This window comes from Subtercola endophyticus (assembly GCF_021044565.1).
GTDB lineage: Bacteria > Actinomycetota > Actinomycetes > Actinomycetales > Microbacteriaceae > Subtercola > Subtercola endophyticus.
Genome location: NZ_CP087997.1, coordinates 3,589,037 through 3,613,547, shown reverse-complemented (window position 1 = coordinate 3,613,547; position 24,511 = coordinate 3,589,037). Strand labels below are relative to the sequence as shown.

Sequence of the window (24,511 nt, the reverse complement as noted above, 5' to 3'; positions counted from 1 at the left end):
TCACGGCATCGCTCGGCTCACGGCGTTGCTCGGCTCATCTCGTCGCCGGGCGACGCCTGTACCCGCTCGGGCGGCTCGTAGTCGCGAAAGACGGTCAGAAGGTCTTCGATCGATTCGGAGAAGTGCAGCATCCGGGTGTACCGCGGGTGCGTGAAACCGCGCTCGCGCATGGTCTCGACCAGCGTGATGAGCGGGTCGTAGTAGCCGGCCACGTTCAGAAACCCGCAGGGCTTCTGATGGATGCCCAGCTGCGCCCAGGTCCACTGTTCCGTGATCTCTTCGAGAGTGCCCGGCCCGCCGGGCAGGGCGAGAAACGCATCGGACTTCTCGGCCATCAGCAGTTTGCGCTCGTGCATGCTGTCGACAATGAACAGCTCGGAGACGGTGTCGTTCACAACCTCACGGTCGTGCAACGACTGCGGAATCACTCCTGTGACGTGGCCGCCGGCCGCGAGCGCCGAATCTGCCACCGCGCCCATCAGGCCCACGTGACCACCGCCGTAGACAACCCCGATGCCCTGCTCGGCGAGGGTCGTTCCCACGTGACGCGCGGCCTCGAGGTAGACGGGGTCGTTGCCGGCACTCGAGCCGCAGAACACGGCGATCGTGCGCAATCGATCTGTTTCGGTCATCGTCAGAGCCTCCGGGGGCACGTTGCAGCGGTGCCTCTAGTCTTTCAGCCGAAAGGGCAACCTCGCCGCCGCGGCAGGGGTGAGGAGCGGGCATCCGGAGTCAGAGGATGCGACGCTCGCGCTCGACGGCGGTCTGGCCGCGACGCACCGCCGCATTGATGGGGCGCGAGAAGAGCAGAAGCACGAGAGTGAACGGGCCGAGGTTGGGAAAGGCGATGGTGAGGCCGAGCGCTACGACGGTCAGGGCGACCGTGATCCAGTGCGCCCAGAGGTAGCGCGAGACGGGGGCGAAGCCCGGCTCGAAACAGTCGCCGCGCACGAGCAGAAGCTCCTGGATGCGCACCCCCACTTGCGAGATCAGAATCGTGAAGACGTAGATGGCCGAGCCGAGGGCGTCGGCGTCGGGATTGCCCAGCGTCAGCACCGACGGCACGGGCAGAAAGATGATGCCGGCAAGCCACAGCAGGTTCGCGTTCACGAGGCCCCGAGTCGGAACTTCGACGTGTTTGTAGAGCCGGTGGTGCTGCTTCCAGAAGGTGGCGATGACGACAAAACTCAGGGCCGCGGCCATGATGTTCAGGGCATCCGACCGCAGGTAGTCGATGGCCGGCTCGGTCGCGTGTTCACGAGCCGACTCGACCAGCGGCAGCACGATCAGGGTGATCGCGATGGCGACGACCGCGTCGGTGAAGGTGACGAGGCGGCCGAGGTCACGCTCGGAGTCGACTCTGCCGGGTTGCCCGAGGGGGGCCTGCTCGACCGGGTCGCGGCCGGGTTGAGAGCCGCGCCGCACGGCACGCGCACGCCACGACTTCCGCCGAGCATCCATCATGCGATACCGCCTTCGCCTCACCGAGCCGCGCCGGGCCGCGAACGCGCCTAGACGATTCCGCCGAGCATGGCGTCGCGGCGCAACTGGTTGTGCGTGGCGTGGAACTTTCCGTCTCGCGTGAACCAGGCTTCGTGCCCGGCGGCGTCGGGGTGCTGCTCGACGACCGCGGGCCAGTGCTCGCGCACGTTCTTCACGTAGAACCGGATCTCGTCGCCGACGGTTCGCTTCTGCAGCTTGTTTGATGACTCGAGCTGCTCCTGCGTGGGATCATCCATGCTGTTGATCCTACAAAAGGCTTCGGGCCCACCGTCGGCACGGCGGGCCCGATTTCAAGCCGGCGCGATGTCAGGCGTGCGCAGCGAGCTCTTCGAAGTCGTCGACCCCGGCCTCTGCGGCTTCACGGCGGCGCGCACGCACGCCCGGCGCGACCAGCGCCGCGAGAATAGCGAGAACACCGACTCCGGCCGAGACCCAGAATCCGATCGTGAATGCCTGATCGAGCGGAGCACCCTGCGCCGACACGTTCGACGAGATGAGCGCAGCGATCACAGCCGTACCGATGCTGCTACCGACCGTACGGATGACCGTGTTCGCGCTGATCGCCTCACCGGTCTGCTTGGCGGGCACCGCCTCGACGATCGCGTTCGAACACGCGGCGAGTGCCATGCCGATGCCGATACCGGTGAGCACGCCCGAGAGCAGAATCTGCCAGCTCTCGTTGTGACCGAGCGCAGGAAGGAGGAAGGCGATCGTCACCGCGACACCACCGATGAGCATCGGAATCTTCGGCCCGATACGGCGGATCAGCATGCCCGCCACCACACCGGCGACGACCATCGCCACGACGGTCGGCAGCAGGTAGAGCCCGGCCTCGCTGACACTCTTGCCGAATCCGTAACCGAGAACCGTCGGCAGCTGCAGCAGGGTCGGCACCAGGATGAACGTGCCGAACATCGCGAAACCGAAGGCCAGAGCCACCACGTGCGCCGTCCAGACTCCGCGGTGCTTGAACAGCCGCACGTCGATCAGCGGCTCTTTCACGCGCAACTCGACGAAGACGAACACGATGAGCGCAACGGCCCCGAGCACGATGAGGCCGATCGTCTTGCCGTCACCCCAGCCCCACTTCTCGCCCTCGCTGATGGCCAGCAGCAGCGAGACCAACCCGACCGAGAGGATGCCCGTACCGGCAATATCGAGACGACCGGGTGTGCGCACCGGCGACTCGGGAATACCGAAGATGGCACCCAGCAGCGCAATCACGACCAGAATCGCCGGCAGCCAGAACAGCCAGTGCCACGACAACGCCTCGACGATCGGGCCGGCCGCAACGATGCCGACGCCCGCCCCGATTCCGAAGATGGCCGAGAGCAAGCCGATCGTCACGCTGACGCGATCCTTCGGCAGCTCGTCGCGAACGATACCGATCGAGAGCGGCATGACCGCGCCGGCGGCACCCTGCAGAATGCGCGCAATGATCAGCACGCCGAGGTTCGGCGCGAGGGCCGCGAGCACCGTACCCACCAAGAGCAGCGAGAGCACGATGATCATGATCTTGCGCTTGCCGACCATATCGCCGAGGCGCCCGAGAATCGGGGTCAGCACCGACGCAGAGAGCAGGTACGCCGTGAGCACCCAGCTCGCGTCGCTCGTCGTGACGCCGAGATCGTTGCCGATCGTGCTCAGCGCCGGGGCGACGAGCGACTGAAGAACGGCGAACGAGAGCCCGCCGAGCGAGAGGAACAAGATGATTGCGGTTCCGCGCGCGCGTGGCGCCTTCGCGGTCTCGCCCGGCTGAGTCGAAATCGACCCCGTTGCGGGGTTCTGGGTAGTCGCAGACATGGGTCTCCTCGTGATGTAAGCAGTCGCTGACTTGACGAGTATTCCTTACCCGACCTGCGATGTCAACATGGGTTTACTTCTCGCTCAGAGCGGGTAAAATACACGGGGAAGGCGAGATCCATGAGCAACGAGACATTGGGGTCAACGATGACACTCTCTGACACCGCACCGAGCGCCGACGATGAACTGATCCGCTCGGGGCGCGACGCCGCAGCGACCCGGCGCGCCCTGGTGCGCGCGGCCCGCCGCCGGTTCGCAACCGACGGCTATCGGGCCACCACAGTGCGGCAGATCGCGGCGGATGCGGGAGTCAACGTCGCGCTGATCAACCGCTATTTCGTGTCGAAAGAGGGCCTGTTCGAGGCGTGCATGCTGCGCACCTCAGACGAACTCGACACTCAGACCCGTGCTCCCGACCGGCCATCCAACATCGCCGAGGTGATCGAGAGCCTGATCGAGCACGTCGTGAACGCACCCGACGGCGACGACCCGCTGCAGTTGCTGTTGCTCCTTCGCTCTTCGGGCGATGAGAACGCCGACCGCATTCGCCGCAGAACTATGGAGCACTTCACCCAGCAGCTGGCCGCGGCCGCCGGCTGGCGCGCCGACGACCCGACCACCGCACCGATTCTGCTGCGCGCTCAGCTCGCCATCGCGACCATGCTCGGTGTTGTGATGCTGCGCACCTCGGCCGCCGTGCAGCCGGTCGCCTCCGCCGGCGCCGACGACCTGTCCGGCCCGCTCGGCCAGGTCTTTCAGGCCCTGCTCGCCGGCTGACTCGAAACCGAGCCGGTGCGCTCGGCATAAACCGACGGGGTGTAACCGAGGCGGCTGAGAAACACTCGGCGCAGGGTCTGGTCGCTGCCGAGGCCCGACAGTTCAGCTGCTGCCTGCACGGTGAGCCCACGCTGCAGAAACATCTGCGCAGCCTCGAGCCGAACCGTCTCGACGTAGCGCGCCGGGGTGACGGCCAGTTCCTCGTGGAACAGGCGAGCCAGCTGCCGCGGGCTGACATGCGAGCGGCGAGCCATCGCCGCCACAGAGTGGTCGGCAGCCGGATCGGAGACGACCGCATCGATCAGGGCACGAAGCGGGCGGTTCTCCGTTGGCGCGAAACGGGAGGCGGCGGCGAACTGCGACACCCCACCCGGGCGCTGCGTGAAGATCAGCATCTGGCGCGCGACCTTTCGCGCCAGATCTGGCCCGTAGTCGTCTTCGACGAAGGTGAGCGCGAGGTCGAGCCCCGAGCCGATTCCGGCGGCCGTCGTGATGGTGCCGTCTCGAACGTAGAGAACGTCGTCTTGAACGTCGACGGCCGGAAACCGAGCACGGAACCGCTGCAGCTGCGTCCAGTGTGTTGTGGCCTTGCGGTGGTTGAGCATCCCGATTTCGGCTAGGAGAAAAGACCCCGTGCAAACCGAGGCGACGCGGGCCGAGAGGGCGGTCAGCTGGTCGACGGCAGCCACGAGCTCGGGGACGAACGGATGCCCGACCATGCCATAAGCGCCGGGAACGATCACCGTGTCGAGGCCGGCGACATCGGCCGCCGCCACACCGACGCGCAGCACCAATCCGTTCGACATGACCGCGTCGGCGCCGTCGGGCGAGACGAGCACCGTCTCGTAGTCGGCGCCGAAACTATTCGCGTGCGAGAACACGTCGGCGGGCCCGGCGATGTCGATCATCGTGACGTCGTCGTGAGCGAGTATGCCCACGCGTCGCGGGGGCCGAGCATGCGTGGCCACGTCGCGAGCCTACGGTATCGGCATCGATCTCGGCAGGATCTGAGCGTCACGCGGCACGCCGAAACGTAGTGCACCCGCGCGCCCGGGAGCAGAATTGCAGAGCATCCTCGTGATGACAACGACCCAGAAGGAAGCAGAATGTCAACAGCTCTGATCGTCGGACACCCCGACCTCAGCACCTCTCACCTCAACGCGGCTCTCGTCGCCGCGGCTCGGGTGGTGCCCGACGTCGATGTGCGCATCCTCTCGGAGCTGCGCACCGACGGCACGTTCGACATTCGCGCCGAGCAGCAGGCGCTCAGCGCCGCGACCGACGTCGTTCTGCTCTACCCCACCTACTGGTACTCGCCACCGGCCGTGCTGAAAGCGTGGATGGACGACGTGCTCGCGCGCGGCTGGGCCTACGGAACCGGCGGCGCCGGAGCACTCACCGGCAAGACATTGCGCGTGGTCACCACCACCGGCGGGGCCGAAGCGGGCTACCACCCCGGCCAGCTGCACAGCTTCGAGTACGAGGCCATTCTCGCGCCCCTCAAGGCAACGGCGCACCGGCTCGGAATGACCTGGGCGACTCCCCTGGTGATTCACGGTGCACGAGACGTCAGCGACGAGCAGCTGGTCGACGTGACGGCCGCGTTCCAGCTGCTTCTGCAGGAGGCGGGCGAAGAATCCGCCGCCGCTGCTGCCGCCACTACTGCCGAGGCCGCCGCCGCGTGACGATCAGCCCGAGATGTCTTTGCGGCTGAACCACCAGGCGGCGAGTGTTCCGAGCACTACCGCCCAGATCAGCCCCGAAAGCACCGAATCCGCCACCGGAGCGAGATCGGTCGGTGCCGTCAAGAACTGCGCGAACGCGGTGGAGTAGTGCGTCGGCAAGACGATGCGCAGGTCGCCGAGCGTCGGAATCGAGTCGAGCAGCCGCGACAGAATCGAGGCGAGCACGACTCCCCCGGCCGCCGCGAGCGGGCTGTTGGCCACCACTGTCAGCAGGGTGCCGAGCCCGGCCGCCCAGAGCAGGCCCGAGGCGCCGGTCGCCGTCGACAGGGCGAGGCGGCCGATCGAATCGCCGAGCGCGAGCTCGGGGCCACCCGGAACCTGGATTCCGCCGGGCCCGTACGAGAACACCCCCACGACGAGAGCGACCACCGTCAACGCGGCGAGCCCGGCCAGCAGAAGGGTCGAGGCGACGGCGACCTTCACCGCGAGTAGCCGCATCCGCGGCACCGGAATCGTCAACAGGTACTTCAGGGTTGAGCGCGACGCTTCGCCCGCGATCATGTCGCCATAGAGCAGGGCCGCGATGAGCGTGACGAGAAACCCCTGAGTCAGCTGCAGCACGAAAGCGGCGAACGTGCCGCCGCTCACCTGCGCGAGGGCGACGAGAGTGGTCGCCGAATTGCTGTTGCTGCTGGTGGTGGGCGGCCCGCCGATGAGCAGGGCGATTCGCACGATGACGGGTATCAGCACGAGAATGAGCAGCACAATTCGCACCCGCCACTGACTGAGCTGGCGCGCCAGCTCGACCCGGAAGGGCATCGTGGTTCGCGGTCGACGCCGGGCAGCGGATGCCTCGTTGCCAGCGTTCGTGTTCACGATGTCGTGCGCGCTCATGCCGACGGCTCCGTAGCTCCGATGAGAGAAAGAAACGCTTCTTCGAGGTGACCGGCGCCGGCGACATCGGCCACCGTGCCCGCGGCGACCACGCGGCCGTGCGTCATGACGACCACGTGGGTGCAGGTGAGCTCTACCTCGCCGAGCAGGTGCGACGAGACGATCACCGTTCGACCAGACTCGGCATAGCGCCGCAGCACGCCGCGCAGGGCGGTGATCTGCGGCGGATCGAGCCCATTGGTCGGCTCGTCGAGAACGAGCAGATCGGGCATCCCGAGCATGGCCTGCGCGATGGCCAAGCGCTGCCGCATGCCCTGGCTGTAACCCCGTACGGGCTTGGCGAGTGCGCCCCCGAGGTCGGCGACCGCGAGCGCCTCGTCGAAGTGCGCCTCTGCCCGCGGGCGACCGGTGGCCGCCCAGTACAGCTCGAGGTTGCGGCGGCCCGACAGGTGGGGCAGAAATCCGGGGCCTTCGATGAAGCAGCCGACCCGCGCCAGCACCGGAGATCCGGGGCTGATGACCTGGCCGAACGCTGTTGCGCTGCCGGAATCCGGGCGGAGGAGGCCGACCACCATGCGCAGCGTGGTGGTCTTGCCGGCACCGTTCTCGCCGAGCAGGCCGAGCACCTGTCCGCGTTCGACGGTGAACGACACGTCGTCGACCGCGAGAAAACCGGAGCGGAAGCGTTTGCTGAGGCCGTGGATCTGCAGAGGCGGTGGCTCGGCAGAGGGTGCTCGTTCAGCGAGTGCAGCGGGAGCCAGGCCGGTGTCAGTGGGGGCGCCGCCAGCCGGCGTGCGGCGAGCATCCGGAGTCGAACTCGCGTCGCGCCGACTGCGCACCACGGCGACCACGATCAGCGCGATGGCCACCAACAGCGTCGCCGCGATGCCGATCAGAACCCCGAGGTCTGGTCGGCCCTCGCTCTGGTCGGTGGCCGTGGGCGCCACGGCCGGCAGGCTGAGCGGCCCGGTAACCGCAACCGTGTAGGCGGCCGGAGTCGCCGCTCCCTCGAATTGCGAGTCGGTCGTACGAATGGTCAGCGTCAATCGATCACCCGGAGTGAAGTTGTACGCCGTCGCGGGCAGGGTCACGTCGATATCGGCGCCCGCGGCCGTCAGGGGAACGCTGATCGGCGCCACCCCGCCGGGCAGCACACGCACCGCGTCTCCGCTGCTCACCGAGAGCTGCGCGTACAGCAGCGCTTCGCCCGGCGGCGTCGATGACGTCGGCGCCACATGTACGCGCACGGTCGCTGCACCCGCGAGCACGGCCGCCGCAGCGAAGGGGGCAGAGACGAACGACGCCTGCTCGGCCGGCGGATTGCCCGCGCCCAGCAGCCCCACAGCGGTTCGGCCCGCCACGCTGCTGGTGTCGAGCCCGGGAAGCCCGGTGACCGCGGCAGGCTGCCCACCGGGCGGATTCACGATCGTGGCCTCGGCGCCCGAAAGGGTGATCTGCCCGCTTGAGGCCGATCCGCTCTGGGCCGATCCGCTCTGGGCCGATCCGCTCTGGCCCGATCCGCTCAGCCCCGGGTAGCTCGCCGCGGTGATCGTCTGGGCGAAGGTCGTGGCGCTCGGCGGCACCGCATAGCTGAACGTCGACGGCACGGGCTCGTTCGCCTTCAGATGGCTTGCGAGCCACGACTGGATGATCGTGTCGGTGCCCGCGATGCCGCCGCCGTCGTGGCCTCCGTTGAACCACTGCACCTGAACCGGCGCCCCGGCTGCCGCGATCTGCCGTTCATTCGCATCGGCCTGGTCGAGGCCGAACAGGTTGTCTTGCAGGCCCTGCAACAGCAGGGTCGGTGCGCGCATGCCAGAGAGCACGGTCGACGGCGAGGAGCGCTGCAGCAGGGCCAGATCGGCAGCGCTCGGCTGCCCTCCAGTGATCAGGTTCTGGTAGAGCGCGCAGAACTGGGCCGTGAACCGCCCACAGGGACTCGAGGCGTTGATGCCGGCGCCGAAGAGCCGAGACGCCCAGCCCGACTTGAAGTCGCGGCCAGGCGTTGCTGCCGTGGCGCCGCCGCTGCCGCCGACGACACTGCCCGCCGAGCTCGGCACGAGCGCCTGCGCCAGATCGTTCCACGTGATGGCGGCCACCACGGTGTCGATACGTGGATCCGTCGCCCCGAGCATGAGGGCGAGAGCGCCCCCGTACGACCCGCCGACCGCGCCGACGACCGGGTCGCCGTCGACCTTCTGCACCGCCGGTTCACTCGCGAGAACGTCGACGAGAGCCCGGGCATCCGGAACCTCGCCGTCGAGCGAGTCGAGCCCGATCGATCCGCCCGACTGGCCGAACCCACGCGCGGTGTACGTCAGCACCACATAGCCCGCGTCTTGCAGCTCTTTCGCCTCGGGAGCGAGGTCGGTCTTGGTCTGGCCGAACCCATGCGCGAGCAGCACCGCCGGCGCCGGCGTCTCGGCCGGCGTATAGAGGTCGGCGTCGAGCTGAATGGTGCTGCTGCTGCCGGGAGACTCGGGTACGGGCACGAAGAAGGAGCGCACCTCTGGTGCGGCGGTTATCACGGCCGCACTCACGGCCGCACTCACGGCCGCACTCACCGCTGACGCCCCTGACGCGTCGCCCCCGGCAGCGGATGCGGCAGTCACGGCCGCCGCCGGCGACGCGCCGACGCACAGTGCAAGAAGAGCGCTGGCAGCGGCACTCGCCGCTACGGCGAGTAAGCGCGGGCGCGGCCGCCGTCGACCGGCAACGACACGACCCTGGCGCACGATGCCCATCCCCTGCACTCAGCGGAACACCTGGAGGCTCCTCCAGTCGGCCCAACATAGCACCCTAGAATCGGCCGAACCGTCGAGACCGGGCGCCTTTACCGTTGCTAGCCGGCCAGCCCGTCGTAACGATAGAGAAAAGCGGCGACCTCTTGACGAGTGACATCGTCGGTGGGCTTGAAGAGCGGGAGTCCTGCGCCCTGCGGCGTGCCGGTGGAAATGTGCTGCTCGCCCATCCAGTCGATCGCGTTTGCGAAAGTGGCGTTGTCCGGCACGTCGGCGAACACCTGATTCGTTGGCGGTGTGGCCGCGATTCCGGCGTATCGGCCGAGAAACGCGGCGGTCGCTTGCCGGGAGATGTTCGCGTCGGGCTCGAAGAGCGGTTTGCCGCTGGGCTGAAGGGTGCCCGTGGAGATGCCCTCGGCTGACATCCATTCGATGGCCGTATAGAACGGATTCGACGGCGTCACATCGGCGAACGTCTGGGTCGCAGGCGGGGTGAAAGACTGACCCGAGTAACGGTAGAGGAACGCGGCAAAGGCCTGCCGGGAGATCGGGTCGAGAGGCTCGAAGAGCGGTTTGCCGCCGGCGGGGTTTGTGCTTCCGGTCGAGAGGCCCTTCGCGGCCATCCACTGGATGTACGGGTAGAAGGTCGCGGTCGGGTCGGTCACATCGGCGAAAGCGGAATCACCGAGCACCATGTGAAAGGTCGTCGACTCACCCTTCGCTCCGGTAGAAGTACGGATGGACTGCGACCCGTAGACACCGCTGTCGTCCCAGAACAGAACGTCGAACGTTGTCGACGGGGCCAGGTTTCGCAACTGGTATGTGCCCGTCTCATCGGTATTCGAGGCATCGATGCGTGAGCCGAGCAGTGTACCCTGCGGCGAGACACAGCTCGTCCGATCTTGGGCCGATACCTCCACATCACCGAGAGGCTTGCCGGCCGCGTTCGTGACGGTGCCGACGATCGCGCTGCCTGGTGAGAGCGTGGCGTCGAGGCCCGTCATGTCGCCGGTCGGATCGATCCAGTCGGTGCGCGCGCACCACGGCCACACGAGGGGCGCCGAATAGTACGGAACGTAGTTGCCCGGGCCCGTGTTCTCGACCTCGTAGATGAACGGCGTTCGCAAGGGGAGCTGAAAAGAGAAATTGCCGGATGCATCGGTCGGTACCTCGTGCAGGTACTCGCCGCTCACCGTTCCGGTGAGGAACGTCACTGTCGCTTGCCCGGCTCCGGCCGACTGGGTGCCGAGCGTCACGTGGCCGCTGATCGTATAGCTCGTCGGGGCAGGGAGTGCCGAAGCGCCCAGCTGCGAGCCGATAACGGTCATCGCGGCCACCGTCGCCACAACGATGAGTGTCTTACGTTTCACAACTGCCCCTCGGAGGTTTCATGTGAGTTCTACCATAACGGCGACAGCAGAGCCCGAGTGATGACCGCACGACCGCCGCTCTCGTACAGGAGGGCGAGCGCACCTTCATCCATCGGCAGCGGCGCGAGCGATCAGGCGGTCTCGCGCCGGTTGAGGGCGAAGTATCGCACGTCTTGGTACTCCTCGAGCCCCTCAGCTCCGCCCTCGCGACCGAGACCGGAGTGCTTCGTGCCGCCGAACGGTGCAGCGACATTCGACACCAGGCCCTGATTGAGGCCGACCATGCCCGTCTCCAGCCGTTCGGCCACCGTGAAAGCACGGTCGAGATCGCGCGTGAAGACATAGGCCGACAGGCCGAACGGAGTGTCGTTCGCCCGGTCGATGGCCTCGCCCTGGGTGCTGAATCGAGAAATGGATGCAACGGGGCCGAAGACTTCGGTGTGAGCTATCTCAGCCGAATCAGGCGCATCGACGACCACCGTCGGCTCGAAGAACCACCCCTCCGATTCGAGGGCGTGACCGCCGGTCACGACACGAGCGCCGCGAGCGACGGCGTCAGCAACGAGGCGACGGCACTTGTCGAGCGCGCGCTCATCGATGACGGGGCCGAGCTCAACGCCTGCGGCGAGTCCGTTTCCGACGACGACACGGCTCATCCGCTCGCTGAACGCCTCGACGAAGGCGTCGGCGATGCCCTCTTGCACGAGAAAACGATTCGCAGCGGTGCACGATTGGCCGCCATTACGCAGCTTCGCGACCATCGCGCCCTCGACGGCCCGGTCGAGATCGGCGTCGTCGAACACGAGAAAGGGCGCATTGCCGCCCAGTTCCATCGATGTCTTGAGCACGTTCGGCGAGGCCTGCGCGAGAAGAGTGCGGCCGACGGGCGTCGAACCGGTGAACGACACCTTGCGAACGCGCGGATCGGCCATCACCGCGCGGCTCAGGGCGGCGGCATCTGTCGTGGTGATCACGTTGATCAGGCCGTCGGGAACGCCCGCCTGCTGAAAGATATCGGCGACGAGAAGGCTCGTCAGCGGCGTCAGATCCGCCGGTTTGAGTATCACCGAGCATCCTGCAGCGAGCGCCGGCGCGATCTTGCGCGTGGCCATCGCCATGGGAAAGTTCCAGGGCGTGATGAGCAAGCACGTTCCGACCGGCGCACGCGAGGTGAGCAGTCGAACGTCACCCTCGGGGCCGGGCCGCGAGGTACCCGAGGGCCGCAACGCCTCTTCGGCGTACCAGCGCACGTAGTCCGCGGCGTAGGTGACTTCACCGCGCGCCTCGGCGAGCGGTTTGCCCATCTCTCGGGTGATGAGCAGGGCGAGCGCCTCGCGCTGCTCGATCATGATCGCGTAGGCACGGTGCAGCACGTCACTGCGGTGGCGGGTGCTGGTTGCTGCCCACGCGCGACCGGACTCGTAGGCGACGGCCACGGCATCGAGCGCGTCGTCGGGCGTGCCATCGACGACGGCAGCAATGGGCTGTGCTGTCGCCGGGTCGGCCACAGCAAACGTGTTCCTGTCACCCGAGACCAGAGCGCCCGCAATGCGCAGCCCCGGCACAAGCTCGTCGAGCACGCGCTGCGAGGCGGCAAGCGCCGACGGGTCTGGCTGGTCGAGCATCCCGTTGCCGGGTACGTCGGCGATCGTGCTCGCGCCGACGGCGCTCACGTCGATAGTGCTCATGCAGAGGCTCCTGTCATTTCGTTCATGTGCAGATCCCCCGACCCACGTGCCTCAAGTCTGAACGCTCGACCGGGCGGCGCTGGGCCGCCACGTTTCATTCGTGTTAACGGCCGCGCGGGCCCGGTTAATGGCTTGTTTCGCGCACACGAGATGGTTTCTGATGTGTAAATTCGGCGGAATTCCGGTGCGCAGCTGGTCGTGTTGTGCCCATACTGAACCGTTCACCTTCCCCGACTCGCGTATCCGCATTCCCAGAAAAGAATGGATATCGAGAGTGAACGCCAAACGACAGATCCATGTCAGCCTGCTGACCATGCCCACCCTTGCGCACAATGACTACGGCCTGTGGGCGCACCCCGAGAGCCAGAAGCACCGGTTTCGCGAGGTCTCATTCTGGCAAGAGCTCGGGCGCATCTGCGAAGAGGCGAAAATGGATGCCCTGTTCTTCGCCGACGGCCTCGGAATCGCCGACTCGTACACCGGTTCGATCGAGGTATCGCTGCGCGAGGGCATGCACGTACCCGTGCTCGACCCGTTACTCGTCGCCGCCGCCGCGATGACCGCGACGACGAATCTCGGCTGGGCCACGACCATCTCGACGACGTTCGAGCCGCCCTTCGGCCACGCCCGGCGCATGGCCACCATGGATCACATCACCGACGGCCGCGCCGGCTGGAACGTCGTGATGTCGTTTCTGAAGAATGCCGAAGAGAACTTCGGCGTCGACGCCGGTCTCAGCCGCGATCGCTATAACCGCAGCGAAGACTTCATGGAGGTCTGCTACAAGCTCTGGGAGAGCTCGTGGGACGACGACGCCGTCATCGCCGATCGCGAGTCGCAAGAGTACATCGACCCCTCGAAGGTGCGCCGCATCGATCACGTGGGCGAACACTACTCGTCGTCGGGCCCGGCGCTGTGGGATCCGAGCATCCAGCGCACACCGGTGATCTTTCAGGCCGGCATGTCGACCCGGGGCCGGGAGTTCGCGGGCAAACACGCCGAGGTCTCGTTCATGATCAACCGCGAAGACGATGCATTTCGCGCGTCGATCGCAGACCTGCGCGCGAAGGCGGCGGGATTCGGCCGCGGCCGCGACGACCTCAAGGTGCTGGCGTATTGCGGCATCATCGTCGGCAAGACAGAGGAGGAGGCGCGGCAGAAGCTCGCCGAGTTCGAGAAGTTCACCAAAGTCGACGGTTATCTCGCACATGAGAACGCCCTCAACGGCTTCGACCCGCTGAAGCACCCGCGCGACAAACTCGTCATCGACGCGCTGGCCGAAGACGGCCTGCGCGAAGAGACGGCCACGTACGCCAGAGGGCCGGAGTGGACCATCGGCGACCTGCTCGACCACGTGAAAGACCTGGCTGCCGAGAAGATGGTCGCCGTCGGTGACCCGGTGCACGTCGCCGACCTGCTGGAGCAGTGGATGGACGAGTTCGACCTCGACGGCTTCTTGCTGCGCTCGTTTCTCTACCCCGGCAGCGCCACCGACTTTCGCGACCTCGTCGTGCCCGAGCTGCAGCGGCGCGGACGCTACCGCACGGAGTACGAAGGAACAACGCTGCGCGAGAACATCTTCGGCGCCGGCCACACGCGCATCGCCGAGTCGCACCCTGCAGCGGCGTACAAGGCGGTCACAGTGTGACACGGGCTCCCCTGGCCGGCCTGCTGTGGGTCGTGGTGGGGTCGGCGTGCATCGCGGGGTACCCCTTGCTGTTCTACGCCAGTCTGACCTTCGGCTCCATCGCGACCTGCACCGTGGTGTCGCTCGGCTCAGCCCCCGTCTTCGCCGCACTTGTCGAACGCACGCTCGACGGTAAACGTCTCTCGCTCCCCTGGCTGGCCGGCACCATCGTCGCGATCATCGGCGTTGCACTGCTCGCGTTCGGCAGCTCACGCTCGGCCGAGGCCCCGGCCACGAACCTGCCGGTGGCCATCGCCCTGGCCACCGCGGCGGGGCTCGCCTACACGTTCCAGGCATACTCGTCCCGCCGCTTGATGGCGCTCGGGGCCTCGCCCACGGCGGCCATGGGTGCCCTATTCGGCGGCGGATCGATCATCCTCGTGCCACTCATGTTCGCCCTGGGGGCACCTCTGGTGATGAGCTGGAACGCCTTCGCGGTGGGTCTCTACTTCGCTCTTCTACCCGTGTGTGCCGCGTACATCTTGTACGCGAAGGGCCTGCGGCTAGTGCCGGCCAGCCTCGCCACCACGTTCTCGCTCTCTGACCCCGCAGTCGCGGCGATCCTCGCCGTGCTCGTGCTCGGCGAGCGCATCACCGCCGCGGGATGGATCGGCATCGCCGTCGTGGCAGGGGGCATTCTGCTCGCCTCGCTGCGCACGACGGCGGCCGGCGTCAGGCCTCGACCAGCCAGAGTGGCGTCTGCAGATACCGCGCGCTGACCTCGACGGTGCCCGGCAGGTTCGCGTTCCACAGATCGGGCGGCAGCGAATCCTCGCGGTGTGTTGTACTCCAGCCGAGCATGGTCAGGCGCCGAATCTGAGAGAGAGCGGCGGCGGCCTCGAGTTGCGGGCGAGTCAGCGGCGACACCTGGGCGTAGCCCTCGAGCCAGCTCGCGGCCATTCGGGTGGCCTCTGGCAGGTGCTCGTAGAAGGTGAGTGCGGCGGCGAAGTCGTAGAGATAGAAGCCGAAGCCGCTGTCGTCGAAGTCGATGATGGTGAGGGCGTCGCCCTCGATCATGATGTTCGACGGCCGCAGATCGGCGTGAATCAGCCCCCGCTCGAGCACCGCGGGGCCCAGGTCGGCGAGCACGCCGAGCGCCTGAGTCTGCGCGCGGCGCAGCACCTCGCGGTCGGCGTCGGTCAGCGCGGCGCGTTCCCAGCTGCCCCAGCGAGCGTTCTCGCCGACCATGTCATCGAGCGTCCAGTCGAATCGCACGAAGCCGGCAGGCTTCGTCCACCCTCGCGCGTGCTGGTGCAGAACAGCGGTCGCCGCACCGATCGGGGCGAAGTACGGAACCAGGTCGGTGTCCTCTTCGAGAATGCGGCCCGTCACGAATTCGAAGGCCACGGTCATCCACTCGCGCCCGTCGGGCGAGGTGAGAAACTGCACCAGTTCGCCGTTGGTGCCGCGAATCGGGGCCGGCGTGTCGATGGCGGTCTCGGCGGCGATCGCTTCGATCCACTGCAGTTCGCTGCGCACGTTGGCCGGGTCGCCCACGTAGCCGGGCTGGCTGAGCCGCACGACCATGCTCGGAACACCGTCGATCAGCACGCGAAACGTCGCGTTCTCTGAGACGGCGATGAGCCGGACATCCGGATGCCCGTTACCGCCCAGCCACGCCCGGTCGACGCCGTCGCGCACCCAGTCGGGCGCGGCACCACCGCGCTGAACCGCATCGAAGATCGCCATGGGCGAGGTCACTTGTTCCATGATCTGGTTACCCCTGGCTCGGACCGGACAGCGCGGGGTCGATGTAATACGGTTCTGCGACCCAGCCCTTCTCGAGCGACGACATCTGGTGAATGTCGACGTCGAAGCGAACGAAGCGCCACCCCTCCGGGGTTCGTCGCAGCGACACGTGCTCGGTCGCCGTCAAGATGATGGGCACGTTCGGCGCGCCGTCACGCCCGGCCTGGGTCGAGACCACATCCATGAAGAAGCGGCAGGTCGCTTCGTCGCCGTCGACATCGATCACCGGGTTGACGAGGTGGTGCCGAGCCCAGACCTGGATGGTCGGGATGTTCGTGTAGTACGAAGTCAGCTCGGCCTTGCCGTAGAACTCGCCGAGAATGTTGCTCACCCACGCGCCATCGTCGGTGAACATGTCCACGATCTGCTGCACCGGGTAGCCCGTGTCGCACAGCAACCCGTAGTCGTAGCTCAGTCGCGCGATGGCCTCGCGATCTTCGAGTACCTGAAGGCGCTCTTCGATGGTCTTCTCTGCCATGGGTCTTCTCCGTTCTGTGATGAGTTCTGTGGCGATTCGATCTGTTGTGATTTCCGGTCGTTGCAAGAGTTCTCGGCGTCATACCTGAGCGAGCCACGAGGGCCAGCGCGGGTCGCGAACGATCGCGGCCGCATACGAGAAGTAGACGAGCCCGTATTTCTGGTAGTCGTAGTCGGCATCTCGGGTGTGGGCGTACATCGCCGCCCACAGTCCGAAACGAGTGAGCAATCCGACGGTCATCAACCACATACGGGCCTCGGCCGCGGCGGTGTAGACCCCGTAGTACTCCTCGAGCAGGGCCCGGCGGGTGCGGTCGTGCAGCCCGTAGAACCCGAGAACGCCCCCGAGTTCATAGGTCGGGTCGTTGTTGGCGGAGTATTCGTAGTCGACGAGCTGCAGCGAACGCCCCGGCGAGTGCATGAAGTTCGGAAAGTTCGGATCGTTGTGGCAGGGCGCGAGGTCGAACCCCGCAGCCGTGATGGCCGCCTCGGCGTCGAACCATGCACCGATCACGTCTTCTGCCCAGCGGGGCAGAACGATGGATGCCGACCGCACCCCGTCGAGACTCTCTCTGATCACGTCGAACGCCGTGTGCGTGCCAGAGAGCAGGGGGCGTGCATGCAGTTTCTTCAGGGTCGCCACCACCTCGAAGATGAAATCGGTCGTCGAGACTTCGATCTCGGTGAGCGATCGGTAACCCGCGAGAAAGCCGGTGACCTCGATGCCAGAGCCCAGATCGAAGTAGGCGACCGGTGGCGCGATTCCCGCGGTCGAGGCGCTGACGGCGGCCTCGTTTGCGAGCCGACGGTCGACGAACAGCTCGGTTCCGGCACCCGGAACCTTCAGAAAGTATTCGCTGCCGTCTTCGACCTGAAGCCGCCAATTCAGGTTGTTGAGGCCACCGCCGATGGGGCTGAGCGCCAGACGCCCGGCCCACGGCCACTCAGGCAGGCCGGGCAGCAGCTGCGCCAGCTCAGGCGAATCGAGACGGTGCCACTCGGTGCTCTTCTGTGCGGCGCGGTCGGCGCGTTCGGTGATCACGCTGCCCGCCTCCAGTCGTCGAATCCGGGTTGCGACATGGTGAACATCGCGCGGCGCACCCGCCACATGCCGTACAAGCTCGAGACGAACGAGTCGTCGGCATTGCGTGCCGTCGCGATGCGCGAGATGTACCCCCAGCGCAGGTCTTCGAGAAGGGAGTACCGCACGGCCGAACGAAAGTCGTCTGCATCCGTCGAGCCCAATGCTCGCTCGACGATGTCGTGAGGGTCGCCGCAGAACCAGCCGAATTCGGCCAGCAGGATGCCCGCCAAGTGCCGCCGGTCGAGAACGCAGGCGAGAGTGCCGCCCACCAGGCTGATCGATTCGCCGTCGTCTGCGATGAGGTGGTTTCCCGCGGTCGCATCGCCGAGCGAAGCAACAAGCTGGTCTGCCGGCAAGGTCGCCTCCAGCGAGGCGACAGCGGCCTCGATCGCCGCCGAATCTGCCGGAGCGCTGCTGCCCTCGGCCGCCACAACCGCCTGCAACCGACGCAGCTCATCGAAGATGTTCAGCGTCGGCAGGTCGAGCTGCAGGTCTGCGACGGCGCGATGCGCGTCGATGACACGATCGACCAGGCCGGGTGCCGCCAACCGCCCGAGCGTTGCGACGCGATGGCTGGGCCGCAGATCTTCCATGACGATGGCATGGTCTGCGCCGGCGGCGCCCTCCGGCACGTCGTCGAGCTCGATCACCGCCGGGCCCAAGCCCGAGGCATCCAGAGCTACTTTCAGGCGCAATTGCGCACCGGGATCGGTGACGATGAGCCCGAGATGCTCACGCGGCGTCTTGCGAATCAGGTGCGTGCCATCGCGCACGCCGGCGTCGATAACGGAGTTTCCCGACCACCAGCCCGGCCCGCCCGCGACGATGTCGGTGGTCTCCCAGCGCACGGCTGTCATTCGTCGCCGCCGCTCGTCGAGCCGATGAAGGGGAACGGCAAGGGCGACGTGTTCGACTCCACCCAGCGCATCGCGGCAATGACAAGCGCGTCGTGTCCGCGCTGGCCGACGAGCTGGGCGCCGATGGGCATTCCCTCTTCGTTCAGACCGAGCGGCACCACCCCCGCAGGCTGACCGGTCTGGTTGAACCACGCGAGAAACTGTGCGTGGGCCAGCGTCGACTCGGCGCCCGCGGGTGCCGGCAGTTCGGCCGCAAACGCGGCAACTGAGACGGCGGGAGTGATGATCAGATCAAACGCGGCGAGCGCCGACCGTACCGTCTCGCGCCCGACCTCGACTCGATCGAGCGCGCGAGCGTAGGCGAGGGCCGAAAGATCGTAGGTCGGTTCGATGAGTTCGGCGATCGACGGCGGCAGCAGGCCCCTGCGCTCGGCCGAGACTCCGTGGAGTTCGAGCGCACCACGCATGGCGAACACGGTTCGCAACGCGCGATCGTCGCGACCGTCGAGACCGATGGCGACCGGCTCGACGCTCGTGCCCGCAACCGAGAACATGCGGGCGACGGCCTGTGCGGCATCCGCTTCTTCCCGGCCGGGAGCCATGCCGATTCCCATCGAGGTGACCAGACCGACACGAAGGCCCGCCGGGTCGAAGCGATCGCTGCTGCTCTCGTAGACGCCTGGCAGAGAGAAGATGTCGGCCGCATCGGGTCTGCCGACCACGCGCAGCACCAACCCGAGGTCGTCGACGGTGCGAGCGAGCGGGCCGGCACTTCGCACGGTGCTCGCCGGCGCGTAGCCGATGCGCCCCTGGGTGGGCTTGAAGCCGACCAGCCCGCAGTGAGCAGCGGGGAGTCGTACCGACCCGGCGATGTCGGTGCCGAGTGAGAGCGGGCCCGCTCCCGTGGCGAGCAGCACACCTGCTCCTGAGCTCGATCCGCCCGGCGTCATCGCCGGATTCCACGGGTTAGTCACCGTTCCGTACGCGCTGCTGATTCCCGAGCCGAGCATGCCGAAGTCGGGCATGGTCGTCTTCGCGATCACGATTCCGCCGGCCGCAACGATCCGCCGCACCGGAGCGCTGTCGCTCGTGCTGGTCACGGGCTCGTGCACGGCACTTCCGTGCCGGCGAGCCAGCCCGGTGACGTGAAAGCTGTCTTTCACCGACACCGGTATGCCGTCGAGTTCGCTGAGCGGATGCCCGGCTCTCCACCGCGCAGCGCTGGCCTCGGCCGCGGCTCGCGCCCCCTGCTCGTTCAGCTCAGAGACGGCGTTGTGCCGCTCGCCGGCGATGCGGGCGACCGCGAGCACCTGTTCTGTCGCATCGATCGGCGAAGCCTGGCCGGTGCGGTAGAGCGCACCGAGATCGGTAGCCGATGCTCTGGTCAGGTCGACCCGAAGGTCGGTCATGACGTGGTCGCGGGCACGGCAACCGGAACGGCCACCGCTCGGCGTCGTCGAGCCCTGATCAGGGCGGTCGGAAGGGTGATCGCTGCGATGAACACGATCGCCTCGATGAGCATCTGCACGGCCGGAGAGACGCCCGCCGCGAGAACGAACTGGCCCAGCAGTGTCATGAACACCGCGCCGCCGAACGTCGCCACCAAGCTGCCTCGGCCGCCGGTGAGCACCGTTCCTCCGATGATCACCGCTGCGATGGAGGTCATCAGGTAGTCGCTTGCCATGGTCAGCCGCGAGTCGCCGACATACGAGGAGATCAGCACACCGGTCGCTGCGTAGCAGAACCCGGCGGCCGAGTACCCGGTGAGCGCGTAACGATTGACCGCGATGCCGGCGGCACGTGCGCCCAAGGGGTTGGCTCCGGAGGCGATGAACCTGCGCCCGAGCACGGTGCGGTTCATCAGCACCACGAGAATCGCCACGAAGACAATGGCGATGAGCAGAATCGGCGACACCCCGAACCACGTCGAATCCGCGAAGTCCTCGAGTTCGTGGGTCACCGGAACGGGAGCGCCCGAGCTGAGCAGAATGGCGATGCCCAAGTACAACCCGTTGGCGGCGAGAGTGGCGACCAGCGGAGTCAGCCGCAGGTAGACCACGACCAAGCCGTTCACCAGACCAATGACCGCACCGATCGCCAGCGTGATGACAATGGCGAGAATCGGGTTCATTCCACTTGTCGACAGCTTGCCGAGAATCATGCCGGTCAGAATGATCACCGAGACGACCGAGAAGTCGATGCCCCGCTGCATGATCACCAGCGACTGACCCACGGCGGCGAAGGCGAGCAGGCCGATGTAGGGCGTTGCGGCACTCAGACCAGTGAGCGAAGCCTGGTTGGGCGTCACAACGAGAGTGAGCAGGTAGACGAGCACAACGCCCACCCAGACCCAGATGTACGGCGAAACCGTGCGCTGTCGCTTCGGCTCGCTGACCGTCGTCGTGGTGGTGCTTTCAAGAGTTGGTGTACTCATGGTCACTTCTCCTTAGGCGCGAGTGCGTCGAAGTATCGAGTAGACGAACACCGCGCCTACCGTTACCAGGGCCAACAGTATGTCTTGCCAGGCCTGACTCAGATTCAAGAACGAGGTCACGGTGCGCACCTGGGTCAGCAGAATCGTGGCGACGAACGCGGCGATGAAACTGCCGCGCCCACCGAAGAGACTGACGCCGCCCACCACCGCTGCCGCGACGCTCTGCAGCGTGAAGGCCTCACCACTGGTCGGGTCGCCGCTGCCGACCTGACCGATCAGCAGCACTCCGGCCAGACCCGCGAGAAGCGAGCAGATCACGTAACTGAACAGCGCCGTGCGCGACCCACTGATGCCGAGCCGGCCCGCCGTCGTCGGGTCGTTGCCCGCCGCGAGCAGACGCTTACCGCTCCAGGTGCGGCTTCGCCAGAGTTCGAGCAGCACGATGACGATGACGGCCACGATGAGGGCGATCGGGATGATGCCGAAGTTCTGCGAGAGAGCATCGACCACGTCTGTCGAGATCAGACCACCCGGCGTCGGCCGCATGATCTGTGCGATCGCCGCCAGAAACGTCCAGGTGCCGAAGGTCGCGAGCACCGCGGGCACCTTCAGCCGATCTATCAGCGCCCAGTTCGCCAAGCCGGTCAAAATGCACATCACAGCGATGATGACGAAGGCGACGATCGAATAGGCGACGCCACCGTCTTTGATGATGTAGAAAGATCCGATCACCGTCGTCATGCTCATGACCGCGCCGACCGACAGATCGATGCCGCCGCGCATCATCACGACACTCTGCCCGGCTGTCACGACAGCGAGCACCGCGGCGATCGACAGCACCGACGTGATGTTGCGCGTCGAGAGGTAGTTGTCGTTCTGAAACTGCGTGAACACGGCAAGGGCGATGATCAGCACCGCCAAGATCGGCGTGGGAGTCAGGTCGTTGTCGAGCAGTCGGCTCCAGCGAGCCGGCGAGCGCCGCACATGCTCGCGACGTGATTCCGCTCGGAGCACGGCGTCGGTGATGGTCTCTTCACGAACATCACCGCCCACGATCGTCGAGACGATCTGGCCACGCGAGATCACGTAGACCCGGTCGCAGATTCCCGCGATCTCGGTATTGTCTGACGACAGCACGAGTACGCTGCTGCCGCCCCGGGCGATGGAGCGCAGGTGCGCGTAGATCTCGGCCTTGGCGCCGACATCGACGCCCTGCGTGGGCTGATCGGCCACGATGACCGAAGGCTTTGCCAGCAGGGCTCCGGTCATCACGACCTTCTGCTGGTTTCCGCCGGAGAGCGACGTCATCGGGGCTTCGGGAGATGCCGCTTTGACGGAGTATTGAGCGAGAGCCTGCCGCGCCGTCTCCTTTTCGGTCGTCGCCGAGAAGAACCCGAACTTCGCGATCTGGTCGATGCCGCGAACCATGGAGTTGAAGCGCACCGAGAGATCGGCGAAAATGCCCTCTTTCTGGCGATCCGCCGGAATGTAGGCGATGCCGCTGCGCACGGCGGTCGTCGGGGTGCGCGTGGTGGCCTTTCGACCACCGACGCTCACCGTGCCTGTCGACGATTCGAGGCCGGCCAGAGCCCGGGCGATATCGGCTTGCCCGTTGTCGTCGATTCCGGCGAAGCCGATGATCTCGCCGGGCTTTATCTCGAAGCTCACATCGGTGAACTGGGCACCCGTCAGATTCTTCACGACCAGGTTCGGTGTGAGCGAATCGAAGGTCGACGCCGGCGGCTTTTCAGGAAAAGTCGCCCCCAGCGAACGGCCGATGATCAGGCTGACGATCTCGGCTTCGCTCAGTTCTGCGGTCGTACGTGTGCCGCGGTTCACCCCGTCGCGCAAGACGGTGACGCGGTCCGAGATGTCTCTGATCTCGCGGATGCGATGCGAGATGTAGACGACCGCACTGCCCTCGGCCGCGAGCTCTCTGACCTTGTCGAAGAGCCTGTCGACACCCTCGGCACCGAGGTGCTCAGAGGGCTCGTCGAGAACGAGAACGCGCGGCCGTTCGAAGAGCGCCCGGCTGATTTCGAGCACGAATTTCTGCTCGGGGTTCAGCGTCGACACCCGCGCACGAGTATCGATGTCGGGCCGGTCATCCCACGCGTTGATGCACTCCCTTGCCCACTGGTGCAGGTTCTGAATCTTCTTGCGCTCCGACTCTGTGGCGCCGAAGAGCAGGTTGTCTGCCACCGTGAGTTCGGGGAACAGCGCAGGATGCTGCCGCACGATGGCGAGCCCGAGCGACCGCGCCAACGACGGGTCGTCGTCGATCTCGGCCCCGTCGATGACGACAGAACCGACATCGGGCTTGAGAGCACCAGAGGCCACCGCCATGAGCGTGGACTTGCCCGCGCCATTCTCGCCGATCAGGCCGTGCACCTCACCGGAACGAACTTCGAGCGTGACGTCTCGTAACGCCTGCACCGGCCCGAACGACTTGCTGACGCCGAGAAGTTGCAGTCGGTACTGCCCTGCCGCGGTGCCGGCGGAGTGCGCCGGCACCGCAGAGGGCTGAGTCGAGTCGATGGTTGTCATGTGCTCTCCTCGTACTGTTGTGTTAGACGATCAGCCTTTGACGGCTTCTTTGATCTGCGCGGGCGTGAGACCGCTGAACATGTCTGCATCGTCGGGCAGAGTCGTGTCGCACGCCGGCGGGTTCACTCCGGCCTGGGTGTCGATCAGCTTGTTCAGCAGAATGACCTTGGGCTCCGGGTCGTCGATCTTGTTGTAGTCGGCGAGACCGGCGCGCAGCGCCACCTTGACGACCGTGAGGCCGCCCTCCCATGAAGCGAACGGGTAGCCCGTTCCTGCAGCGTTCGACGTCGCCCAGTCGCAGTACTGCGAGTTCTGACCGTTGGCCGTGGCCAGCACGGGAGCCGGAGCACCCGCAGCCGCGAACGCCTTCAGTGCGTCATCGGCGATCACGCCGTAGTCGCCCGCAACGGCGGTGATGTTGCCCGAGCTGGCGAGCAACCCTGCAACGGCCTGCTGGGCCTTCGTCGGGTCGTAGTCGGTCGCCGTCACCTTGCCGTCACCGAGAACGGTGAACTTCGAGTTGCCCGCGAGAGCCTTTGCGACTCCGTCGTAGAGCGCCTGACACGAGGAGCAGGTCGCGGGGCCACCGAGCACCACCACGTTTCCGGGTTTGGCGTTCGCAGCGATCCAGGCGCCTTGCGCCTCACCCATGCCCTCGCTGTCGAGGGTCACGTTCTCGGTGTAGTCGACGCCGGGGGTGCCTTCGAGTGCGTTGTAGTAGACGATCGTCGTAACGCCGGCCTTGGTCGCCGCCCGAAGCGCCGGAAGCTCGGCAGTGCCGAAGTCCGCGATGTCGAGAATCACGTTGTACCCCTGGGCGACGAAGCCCTGAATGTTGGAGTTCATCTTCGAGGCGTCACCGCCTGCGTCAGCATACGAGAGCGTGACGTTCGGGCATTTCGCGGCCTCGACCTTGGCTTCTTCGAGGTTGATGTTGCGCCAGGTGTGACCACCGGCACCATCGAGCAGCGCGACCTTGATCGGGTCGGTGCCGCAGAGCTTGGTGATGTCGTAACCCTCGGTCGAGTCGGTGGGCGCCGTGGCTTCTGCACTGGATGCGACGCTGGTAGAGCCGGCGCTCGTGGAGCTGCTCGGCGCACACCCCGACAGAACCAGAACGGCGCTGGCGAGTGCCGCCGCCCCGATGAGTAGATTTCGTTTCCGCATGATGTTCATTACCTTTCGCTGTGAGGTGCATTTCGGGTACATCGCATA

General features: G+C 66.4%; 21 protein-coding genes. 4 read left to right on the top strand and 17 right to left on the bottom strand.

Annotation, left to right across the window (positions count from 1 at the left end; translation table 11 throughout):
- Positions 1–17: 17 nt before the first annotated feature.
- The 4 genes from LQ955_RS16770 to LQ955_RS16755 all read right to left on the bottom strand — a co-directional run bounded on the left by LQ955_RS16770 (position 18) and on the right by LQ955_RS16755 (position 3,306).
- Positions 18–632, bottom strand: coding sequence for an LOG family protein (locus tag LQ955_RS16770; protein WP_231025620.1), 615 nt, complete (start codon positions 630–632; stop codon positions 18–20).
- 100 nt (positions 633–732) lie between these two features.
- A complete protein-coding gene (locus tag LQ955_RS16765) occupies positions 733–1,464 on the bottom strand; it encodes a TMEM175 family protein (RefSeq protein WP_231025619.1) in 732 nt (243 codons plus the stop codon).
- A 47-nt stretch (positions 1,465–1,511) separates the two neighbouring features.
- Entirely contained in the window at positions 1,512–1,739 is a 228-nt protein-coding gene (locus tag LQ955_RS16760; protein WP_231025618.1) for a hypothetical protein, read from the bottom strand.
- A gap of 70 nt (positions 1,740–1,809) precedes the next feature.
- Positions 1,810–3,306 (bottom strand): MFS transporter, encoded by a 1,497-nt coding sequence (locus LQ955_RS16755; RefSeq protein ID WP_231025617.1) that lies wholly within the window; start codon positions 3,304–3,306, stop codon positions 1,810–1,812.
- A gap of 147 nt (positions 3,307–3,453) precedes the next feature.
- Here LQ955_RS16755 and LQ955_RS16750 point away from each other — a divergent pair, with 147 nt between their 5' ends.
- Complete coding sequence (locus LQ955_RS16750; protein ID WP_231025616.1) at positions 3,454–4,083, top strand: TetR/AcrR family transcriptional regulator; 630 nt, start codon at positions 3,454–3,456, stop codon at positions 4,081–4,083.
- Here the strand turns inward: LQ955_RS16750 and LQ955_RS16745 are convergent.
- Positions 4,062–5,051: a GlxA family transcriptional regulator gene (locus LQ955_RS16745; protein ID WP_231025615.1), complete on the bottom strand. Its 990-nt coding sequence runs from the start codon at positions 5,049–5,051 to the stop codon at positions 4,062–4,064. The genes LQ955_RS16750 and LQ955_RS16745 overlap by 22 nt on opposite strands.
- A gap of 138 nt (positions 5,052–5,189) precedes the next feature.
- Here LQ955_RS16745 and LQ955_RS16740 point away from each other — a divergent pair, with 138 nt between their 5' ends.
- Positions 5,190–5,768, top strand: a complete 579-nt coding sequence (locus LQ955_RS16740; RefSeq protein WP_231025614.1) for an NAD(P)H-dependent oxidoreductase — start codon at positions 5,190–5,192, stop codon at positions 5,766–5,768.
- A 3-nt stretch (positions 5,769–5,771) separates the two neighbouring features.
- Here the strand turns inward: LQ955_RS16740 and LQ955_RS16735 are convergent, their stop codons facing one another.
- From LQ955_RS16735 to LQ955_RS16720, 4 genes are all read right to left on the bottom strand, one after another.
- Positions 5,772–6,662, bottom strand: coding sequence for an ABC transporter permease subunit (locus LQ955_RS16735; RefSeq protein ID WP_231025613.1), 891 nt, complete (start codon positions 6,660–6,662; stop codon positions 5,772–5,774).
- Positions 6,659–9,406 (bottom strand): alpha/beta fold hydrolase, encoded by a 2,748-nt coding sequence (locus LQ955_RS16730; protein ID WP_231025612.1) that lies wholly within the window; start codon positions 9,404–9,406, stop codon positions 6,659–6,661. Before LQ955_RS16730 ends, LQ955_RS16735 begins: the two co-directional genes overlap by 4 nt.
- 98 nt (positions 9,407–9,504) lie before the next feature.
- Complete coding sequence (locus LQ955_RS16725; protein ID WP_231025611.1) at positions 9,505–10,773, bottom strand: S-layer homology domain-containing protein; 1,269 nt, start codon at positions 10,771–10,773, stop codon at positions 9,505–9,507.
- Between the two features lie 131 nt (positions 10,774–10,904).
- Positions 10,905–12,398 carry an NAD-dependent succinate-semialdehyde dehydrogenase gene (locus LQ955_RS16720; RefSeq protein WP_231028180.1) on the bottom strand — a complete coding sequence of 498 codons (1,494 nt, stop codon included), beginning with the start codon at positions 12,396–12,398 and terminating at the stop codon, positions 10,905–10,907.
- Between the two features lie 337 nt (positions 12,399–12,735).
- Between LQ955_RS16720 and LQ955_RS16715 the strand changes: the two genes are divergently transcribed.
- Both LQ955_RS16715 and LQ955_RS16710 read left to right on the top strand, forming a co-directional pair.
- Positions 12,736–14,109 carry an NtaA/DmoA family FMN-dependent monooxygenase gene (locus tag LQ955_RS16715; protein WP_231025610.1) on the top strand — a complete coding sequence of 458 codons (1,374 nt, stop codon included), beginning with the start codon at positions 12,736–12,738 and terminating at the stop codon, positions 14,107–14,109.
- The gene (locus tag LQ955_RS16710; protein ID WP_231025609.1) at positions 14,106–14,867 is read left to right on the top strand and encodes a DMT family transporter; all 762 of its coding nucleotides are present in this window, start codon (positions 14,106–14,108) and stop codon (positions 14,865–14,867) included. Before LQ955_RS16715 ends, LQ955_RS16710 begins: the two co-directional genes overlap by 4 nt.
- Here LQ955_RS16710 and LQ955_RS16705 read toward each other — a convergent pair.
- The 8 genes from LQ955_RS16705 to LQ955_RS16670 all read right to left on the bottom strand — a co-directional run bounded on the left by LQ955_RS16705 (position 14,821) and on the right by LQ955_RS16670 (position 24,463).
- The gene (locus LQ955_RS16705) at positions 14,821–15,858 is read right to left on the bottom strand and encodes a phosphotransferase enzyme family protein (protein ID WP_231025608.1); all 1,038 of its coding nucleotides are present in this window, start codon (positions 15,856–15,858) and stop codon (positions 14,821–14,823) included. The two genes, LQ955_RS16710 and LQ955_RS16705, sit on opposite strands and share 47 nt — an antisense overlap.
- A 7-nt stretch (positions 15,859–15,865) precedes the next feature.
- The gene (locus LQ955_RS16700; RefSeq protein WP_231025607.1) at positions 15,866–16,375 is read right to left on the bottom strand and encodes a nuclear transport factor 2 family protein; all 510 of its coding nucleotides are present in this window, start codon (positions 16,373–16,375) and stop codon (positions 15,866–15,868) included.
- Between the two features lie 78 nt (positions 16,376–16,453).
- On the bottom strand, positions 16,454–17,416 hold the full coding sequence (locus LQ955_RS16695; RefSeq protein ID WP_231025606.1) for a choline/ethanolamine kinase family protein: 963 nt from the start codon (positions 17,414–17,416) through the stop codon (positions 16,454–16,456).
- Positions 17,413–18,315, bottom strand: a complete 903-nt coding sequence (locus tag LQ955_RS16690) for a hypothetical protein (protein WP_231025605.1) — start codon at positions 18,313–18,315, stop codon at positions 17,413–17,415. The genes LQ955_RS16695 and LQ955_RS16690 overlap by 4 nt, the downstream gene beginning before the upstream one ends.
- Positions 18,312–19,724: an amidase gene (locus LQ955_RS16685; RefSeq protein ID WP_231025604.1), complete on the bottom strand. Its 1,413-nt coding sequence runs from the start codon at positions 19,722–19,724 to the stop codon at positions 18,312–18,314. Before LQ955_RS16685 ends, LQ955_RS16690 begins: the two co-directional genes overlap by 4 nt.
- Entirely contained in the window at positions 19,721–20,749 is a 1,029-nt protein-coding gene (locus LQ955_RS16680) for an ABC transporter permease (RefSeq protein ID WP_231025603.1), read from the bottom strand. The genes LQ955_RS16685 and LQ955_RS16680 overlap by 4 nt, the downstream gene beginning before the upstream one ends.
- A 12-nt stretch (positions 20,750–20,761) precedes the next feature.
- Entirely contained in the window at positions 20,762–23,296 is a 2,535-nt protein-coding gene (locus tag LQ955_RS16675) for an ATP-binding cassette domain-containing protein (RefSeq protein WP_231025602.1), read from the bottom strand.
- 30 nt (positions 23,297–23,326) lie between these two features.
- The gene (locus tag LQ955_RS16670) at positions 23,327–24,463 is read right to left on the bottom strand and encodes a substrate-binding domain-containing protein (protein WP_231025601.1); all 1,137 of its coding nucleotides are present in this window, start codon (positions 24,461–24,463) and stop codon (positions 23,327–23,329) included.
- Positions 24,464–24,511: the final 48 nt, after the last annotated feature.